This is a genomic window from Streptomyces sp. NTH33 (assembly GCF_003236365.1).
In the GTDB taxonomy this organism is placed as follows: domain Bacteria; phylum Actinomycetota; class Actinomycetes; order Streptomycetales; family Streptomycetaceae; genus Streptomyces.
This window is the reverse complement of the sequence record NZ_POTZ01000372.1, coordinates 1-6,908: the sequence shown is the minus strand read 5'-3', so window position 1 is coordinate 6,908 and position 6,908 is coordinate 1. Positions and strand designations below refer to the sequence as shown.

Sequence of the window (6,908 nt, the reverse complement as noted above, 5' to 3'; positions counted from 1 at the left end):
GCCCGGCCCCCCGGACCGCCGATCTCCGACTGGATCGCGCTCGCCATGATCCCGAAGAAGGGGTCGGCTATGTCGTTGACCAGGATGCCGACCAGGTCGGAGGTGGCCGCGGCGAGCGCGCTCGCCGGGCCGTTGAGGACGTAGTCCAGCTCGTCGACCGCCTTCAGCACCCGCTCCCGGGTGGAGGCGGCGACCGGGTAGTTCCCGTTCAGCACGCGCGACACCGTCGCGGGCGAGACCTGGGCGCGGGCCGCCACGTCCGCCAGGGTCACCGTCATCTCGTCGTCCTTTGGTCGCGCATGTCGTCGTCGTACGTGCTCGTACGCCCCTGTCCACAGCCCGCGGGGCCACCGTCGGACACGGCGTGTCGTGCAGACCTTACGGCCACTGGGCCCCCTTGTTCGTCCCCTCGAACAACACGTCCCTGGACACGCTCTTGTCCGGACCGCTGTTCAGAGGCTAGCTTCTCTGTACATAGAAAGCGCTTGCTGTATCGCTCACCAGTGTCACCGCTGGGGCGTACGCGGCGCGTGGACCGCGTACGTTCGTACGAAGGGGACTGACGTGACACGCAAGACGGTGCGGATCGCCATGAACGGCGTGACCGGGCGCATGGGATACCGCCAGCACCTCGTCCGCTCGATCCTCGCCCTGCGCGAGCAGGGCGGACTCGACCTCGGCGACGGCACCGTGCTGTGGCCGGAACCCGTCCTGGTCGGCCGCCGCGAGCACGCCCTGAAGGCGCTCGCCGAGAAGCACGGCCTGGAGCACGTCTCCACGGACCTGGACGCGGTCCTCGCCGACCCGTCCGTCGACGTCTACTTCGACGCCCAGGTCACCTCGGCCCGCGAGGAGGCGATCGAGAAAGCGATCTCCGCGGGCAAGCACATCTACACCGAGAAGCCCACCGCCACCGGTCTCGACGGCGCCCTGAAGCTGGCACGCCTGGCGCACGCCGCCGGCGTCAAGCACGGCGTCGTGCAGGACAAGCTCTTCCTGCCGGGCCTGATGAAGCTGAAGCGGCTGATCGACGGAGGCTTCTTCGGCCGGATCCTGTCCGTGCGCGGCGAGTTCGGCTACTGGGTCTTCGAGGGCGACTGGCAGGAGGCCCAGCGCCCCTCCTGGAACTACCGCGCCGAGGACGGCGGCGGCATCGTCGTCGACATGTTCCCGCACTGGGAGTACGTGCTGCACGAGCTGTTCGGCCGGGTGAAGTCCGTCCAGGCGCTCACCGCCACCCACATCCCCCAGCGCTGGGACGAGCACGGCAAGCCCTACGACGCCACCGCCGACGACGCCGCCTACGGCGTCTTCGAGCTCGAGGGCGGCGCGATCGCCCAGATCAACTCCTCCTGGGCGGTCCGCGTCAACCGCGACGAACTGGTCGAGTTCCAGGTGGACGGCACCGAGGGCTCCGCCGTCGCCGGCCTGCGCAACTGCCGTGTCCAGCACCGCAGCGCCACCCCCAAGCCGGTGTGGAACCCGGACATCCCCGTCACCGAGGTCTTCCGCGACCAGTGGCAGGAGGTGCCCGACAACGCCGAGTTCGACAACGGCTTCAAGGCCCAGTGGGAGCTGTTCCTCAAGCACGTCTACGCCGACGCCCCCTACCACTGGGACCTGCTGGCCGGCGCCCGCGGCGTCCAGCTCGCCGAGCTGGGCCTGAAGTCCTCGGCCGAGGGCCGCCGCCTCGACGTACCGGAGATCGCGCTGTGACCCTCCACCTGCCGGACTCCCAGGGCGGCCTCAGGGCCTACGAGCCCCGCACCGAGCCCTTCGCCCCCACTCCGGGCACCCCCCTCACCTCCCGCACGGTCTTCTCGGCGGCGCACGTCGTCGCCGACCCGTTCGCGGACACCTCCCCCGACTCGCCGGCCGCCGTCGACTGGGACGCCACCCTCGCCTTCCGCCGCCACCTGTGGGCCCACGGGCTGGGCGTGGCCGAGGCCATGGACACCGCGCAGCGCGGCATGGGCCTGGACTGGGCGGGCGCGGCCGAGCTGATCCGCCGGTCGGCGGCGGAGGCGCGGGCCGTGGGCGGCCGTATCGCCTGCGGCGTCGGCACCGACCAGATCACCGGCCGGAGCACCGACCGGATCGACGGCGGGTCGCTCGACGGGATCCGGGCGGCGTACGAGAAACAGCTCGCCGTGGTCGAGGAGTCCGGCGCGCAGGCGATCCTGATGGCCTCGCGCGCCCTCGCGGCCACCGCGCGCGGCCCCGAGGACTACCTGGAGGTCTACGGCCACCTGCTCCGCCAGGCCGCCGACCCGGTGATCCTGCACTGGCTCGGCCCCATGTTCGACCCGGCGCTGGAGGGCTACTGGGGCTCCGCCGACCTGGACGCGGCCACCGACACCTTCCTGGAGGTCATCGCCGCCCACCCCGACAAGGTCGACGGCGTGAAGATCTCCCTGCTGGACGCCCAGCGCGAGATCGACCTGCGCCGCCGCCTGCCGCGGGGCGTGCGCTGCTACACCGGCGACGACTTCCACTACCCCGAGCTGATCGCCGGCGACGAGCAGGGCCACAGCCACGCGCTGCTCGGCATCTTCGACCCGCTGGGCCCGCTGGCCGCCGAGGCCGTACGGGTCCTGGACACCGGGGACGTCAAGGGCTTCCGCGCCCTCCTCGACCCGACGGTCGGGCTGTCCCGGCACCTGTTCCAGGCACCCACCCGCTTCTACAAGACCGGTGTGGTGTTCCTGGCCTGGCTGGCCGGCCACCAGTCGCACTTCACGATGGTCGGCGGCCTGCAGTCGGCCCGCTCCCTGCCGCACCTGGCCCGCGCCTACGAACTCGCCGACGGCCTGGGCCTGTTCCCGGATCCGAAGCTCGCCGAGGAGCGGATGAGGAACCTGCTGTCGCTGTACGGGGTGAACCGATGAGCACCGGTCTCGAACGCTTCTCCATCAACCAGATGACGGTGAAGCAGCTGTCCCTGCCCGAACTGGTGGCAGCCTGCGCCGAGTCGGGCGTACCGGGCGTGGGCCTGTGGCGCGAGCCGGTCCAGGCGTACGGCGTGGAGGCGGCGGCGAAACTCGTCCGCGACGCGGGCCTGACGGTGACGACCCTGTGCCGGGGCGGCTTCCTCACGGCCACCGACCCGGCCGAGCGGGCGGCCGCCCTGACCGACAACCGCCGCGCGGTCGACGAGGCCGCCACGCTCGGCACCGGCACCCTCGTCCTGGTCTCGGGCGGCCTCCCGCCCGGCTCGAAGGACCTGCACGGCGCCCGGGAACGCATCGCCGACGCCCTCGCCGAACTGGGCCCGTACGCTCAGACCCACGGCGTGAGGCTCGCCATCGAGCCGCTGCACCCCATGTACGCCGCCGACCGCTGCGTGGTCTCCACCCTCGCCCAGGCCCTGGACCTCGCCGAACGCTTCCCGGCCCACCAGGTCGGCGTGACGGTGGACACGTACCACATCTGGTGGGACGACCGCGCCCCCGAGCAGATCGCCCGCGCGGGCGCGGCCGGCCGCATCCACACCTTCCAGCTCGCCGACTGGACCACCCCGCTGCCCGAGGGGGTCCTCAACGGCCGCGGTCAGATCGGCGACGGCGCGATCGACATGCGGGAGTGGAAGGGGTACGTGGAGGCGGCGGGATACACCGGCGCGATCGAAGTGGAGTTGTTCAACGAGGAGTTGTGGGCGAGGGAGGGGAAGGAGGTGCTGGCGGAGACGGCGGCCCGGTTCGTGGAGCACGTGATCGGGTGAACAGGTGATCCGGTGAGCACGTGATCCGGCGAGCAGGTGATCCGGGAAAAAATCCTGCCGAGCAGTGCAACCCTTCCCGTACCCCGAGTGTCGTAGCTGACGTCAGGACTCTTGGAGGGGGAGATCTGGGGGGATCGCGGGGGTTCTGATACCGGAGGGGAAGCCGAGGGGGCCCGGTCTGTGGACCGGGCCCCCTCGAACCGTGTCCGCGGGCCAGCGAGGGCGAGCGTGCCGAGCACCGATGACACTTGTCACGAGCAGTGGTGACAGCCCGCACTGTCGGGCGCCACCGGCGCACGGAACGCTTTGGTCCATGGAAATCGACGAGAACGTGATCGAGGCCACCGGCGTGCGGCGCAGCTACGCCGGTGGCTTCGAGGCCGTTCGCGGCATCTCCTTCTCGGTGGCACGCGGCGAGCTCTTCGCCCTGTTGGGGACGAACGGGGCCGGCAAGACCTCGACGGTCGAGCTGCTCGAGGGACTCGCCCGGCCGAGCGGGGGGAAGGTCCGGCTGTTCGGCCGCGATCCCTACGGCGAGCGGGCCGCCGTCCGGCCGCGCATCGGGATCATGCTGCAGGAGGGCGGTTTCCCCTCCGAGCTGACGGTCACCGAGACGCTGCGGATGTGGGCCGGGTGCACGAGCCGTGCGCGGCCGGCCGAGGAGGCGCTCGAACTGGTGTCGCTGACCCGGCGCGCCGGGGTGCGGGTCAAGCAGCTGTCCGGCGGTGAGCGGCGGCGGCTCGATCTGGCGCTGGCGCTCCTCGGACGGCCGGACGTGCTCTTCCTCGACGAGCCCACCACGGGGATGGACGCCGAGGGCCGGCGCGACACCTGGCGGTTGGTGCGCGAACTGCAGGACCGGGGCACGACGGTGGTGCTGACCACGCACTACCTGGAGGAGGCCGGGGAGCTCGCCGACCGGCTGGCGATCATGCGGGAGGGGCGGATCGTCGTCTCGGGCACACCTGCCGAGGTGACCGCCGCCCGGCCGTCCCGTATCCGCTTCGACCTGCCGGACGGACTCGACCCGCGGCGGCTGCCGCTGGCCCCCGTGGTGACCGGACGCAGGGTGGAGATCCGCACCGAGCGGCTGCAGGACTCCCTGATCGAGCTGCTGCTCTGGGCGCGGGAGCAGGACCTGGAGCTGGCCGGGCTGGACGCCCGGGCGGCCTCACTGGAAGAGGCGTTCCTGGAGATCAGCCGGTCACCGGAGCCGCGACCCGAGACGGTGGAGGCGGGTGTCGTATGAACTCGGCGGCTTTTGGACGGATGCGGGCGCTCGGACGGGCCGAGCTGACGCTTCTGCTGCGCAACCGTACGGCGGTGTTCACCGCGGCGCTGCTGCCGGTGGGCATGGTCGTGTTCATGCGGGCCACGATGAAGGACATCGACCTCGCGGGAACCGGCCTGCACTTCACGGGCGTGCTGATGACCGGCGGTATCGCCACCGTGCTGCTCATGGTCGTCTACGCGAACCTGGTCCCCGCGTACGTCACCCGGCGCGAGGAACTGGTGCTCAAGCGGCTGCGCACCGGGGAGGCGGCGGACTGGGAGATCCTGACCGGCACGGCGCTGCCGGTGGTGGTCGTGGCACTGGTCCAGTGCGTGGTGCTGGTCGCGGCGGGAGCGCTGCTGATGGACGTGGGACTGCCGAAACGGCCGCTTCTGCTGCTGGCGGGGCTGGTGCTCGGGGTGGTCATGATGGTGACGTTCGCCGCCGCCACCGCGATCGTGACCAGGACGGTGGAGAGCGCACAGATCACGGCGCTGCCGCTGATGATGGTGTCGTTGGGCGCCTCGGGCCTGTTCGTACCCTTGGAGATCTTTCCGGATGCCGTGGAGAGCGGCCTGAGGCTGCTGCCGCTCTCCCCGGTGGTGGACGTGGTCCGGGGTGGCTGGCTCGGCAGCCTGGACGCGTCCGGGACGGTGCGGGCACTTGCGGTGGCGGTGGTCTGGACGGTGCTGCTGGTGTTCGCCGTGCAGCGGTGGTTCCGTTGGGAACCGCGACGTTGACGGATGACCGGACGGCCTGTGCGAGCCGGCAGGGAGATGGGGGAGGAGTGGTGGTGTCACCGCGGGCACTGACCGCCTGGTGGGACCGGAGAAGCGATCCCGCGCGCATTGAGCTGTACACCCGGTGGACCTTCTACGTCTTCGCGTTGGCGGAGACCGTCGGCATCGGCGGGCGCGCCGCGTTCGCCGACGCGCCGGCTCCGGTCCGTGCGGGCTCGGCCCTGTTGGTCACGGTCCACGCCGGGGTCGTCGGTCTGGCGTGTTCCCGTGCCCTGGACTGGGCGCTGGACCGCCGGGAGCGCCCGACCGGGCTGCTGGCGGCCGTCGCGGTGCTTTCGGTCCTGCCGAGCGTCGTCGCGCCGGCGCTGCGGGAGGTCGGCGCACTCCCCGGTCAGGAGGCGAGCGCGCTGGTGGTGCTGGGGCCGCTGACGGTCGGTCTGATGCCGCTCGCGCTCAACCTCCGTCCGGCGCTCCGCGTCAGCGGACTGGTGGTGGGCGCGTGCCTGCTGGTCGGGCCGCCGGCCGTCGGGACGGGGGCGTCGTTGTGGCAGGCGACCGTCCTCACCGCCACCGTGCTGGTCGCGGGGTTCTCGCTGGCCTTCACGGCCCGCTTCTCCGCCTGGCTGCTGGCCGCGGTCTGGGAGCTCGACGCCGCCCGGGAGACCCAGGCGCGGCTGGCGGTCGCGGAGGAACGGCTGCGCTTCGGCCGCGATCTCCACGATGTGCTCGGCCGCAACCTTTCGGTGATCGCGCTCAAGAGCGAGCTGGCGGTGCAGCTTTCGCAGCGCGGTTCACCGGCTGCCGTGGACCAGATGGTCGAGGTGCAGCGGATCGCGCGCGCATCGCAGCGTGAGGTGCGGGACGTGGTGCGCGGCTACCGCCGGGCCGATCTGCACACGGAGCTCGCCGGGACCCGAGGCGTGCTGCTGGCCGCGGGCATCGACTGCCGTATCGAGGACCGGGGAGTGCGCACACTGCCCGAGCCGGTCCAGTCCGCCCTGGGCTGGGTGGTCCGGGAGGGCACGACCAACGTGCTCCGCCACGCGAACGCCAGGCAGTGCACCCTCTCCCTCCGGATCGGCTCCCGTGCGGTGCTGGTCATGGAGAACGACGGGGTGGGCCCGGAGCCCGGGTCCGGGGCCACCCCGTCGCTCTCCATGACCAGCACCGCACG

At 71.8% G+C, this 6,908-nt stretch carries 7 protein-coding genes; 6 read left to right on the top strand and 1 reads right to left on the bottom strand.

The window, feature by feature from the left end; all coding sequences use genetic code 11:
* Positions 1-338 (bottom strand): LacI family DNA-binding transcriptional regulator (locus tag C1I97_RS27620; RefSeq protein ID WP_441349158.1); only part of this gene is annotated, 338 nt, incomplete at its 3' end.
* 226 nt (positions 339-564) lie between these two features.
* On the opposite strand from C1I97_RS27620, the gene C1I97_RS27615 reads away from it, so the two are divergent.
* From C1I97_RS27615 to C1I97_RS27590, 6 genes are all read left to right on the top strand, one after another.
* Positions 565-1,716, top strand: a complete 1,152-nt coding sequence (locus tag C1I97_RS27615; RefSeq protein ID WP_111005861.1) for a Gfo/Idh/MocA family protein — start codon at positions 565-567, stop codon at positions 1,714-1,716.
* Complete coding sequence (locus C1I97_RS27610; protein ID WP_111005860.1) at positions 1,713-2,888, top strand: dihydrodipicolinate synthase family protein; 1,176 nt, start codon at positions 1,713-1,715, stop codon at positions 2,886-2,888. Before C1I97_RS27615 ends, C1I97_RS27610 begins: the two co-directional genes overlap by 4 nt.
* Positions 2,885-3,721: a sugar phosphate isomerase/epimerase family protein gene (locus C1I97_RS27605; RefSeq protein WP_111005859.1), complete on the top strand. Its 837-nt coding sequence runs from the start codon at positions 2,885-2,887 to the stop codon at positions 3,719-3,721. The genes C1I97_RS27610 and C1I97_RS27605 overlap by 4 nt, the downstream gene beginning before the upstream one ends.
* 313 nt (positions 3,722-4,034) lie before the next feature.
* Complete coding sequence (locus C1I97_RS27600) at positions 4,035-4,970, top strand: ABC transporter ATP-binding protein (protein WP_111005858.1); 936 nt, start codon at positions 4,035-4,037, stop codon at positions 4,968-4,970.
* On the top strand, positions 4,967-5,734 hold the full coding sequence (locus C1I97_RS27595; protein ID WP_111005857.1) for an ABC transporter permease: 768 nt from the start codon (positions 4,967-4,969) through the stop codon (positions 5,732-5,734). Before C1I97_RS27600 ends, C1I97_RS27595 begins: the two co-directional genes overlap by 4 nt.
* 53 nt (positions 5,735-5,787) lie before the next feature.
* On the top strand, positions 5,788-6,908 hold a 1,121-nt coding region (locus C1I97_RS27590; RefSeq protein ID WP_111005856.1), incomplete at its 3' end, for a sensor histidine kinase.

Bases quoted from the DNA above. Each gene is read 5' to 3' on its own strand.
- C1I97_RS27605 (WP_111005859.1), top strand. From the start codon at position 2,885: ATGAGCACCGGTCTCGAACGCTTCTCCATCAACCAGATGACGGTGAAG.
- C1I97_RS27600 (WP_111005858.1), top strand. From the start codon at position 4,035: ATGGAAATCGACGAGAACGTGATCGAGGCCACCGGCGTGCGGCGCAGC.
- C1I97_RS27595 (WP_111005857.1), top strand. From the start codon at position 4,967: ATGAACTCGGCGGCTTTTGGACGGATGCGGGCGCTCGGACGGGCCGAG.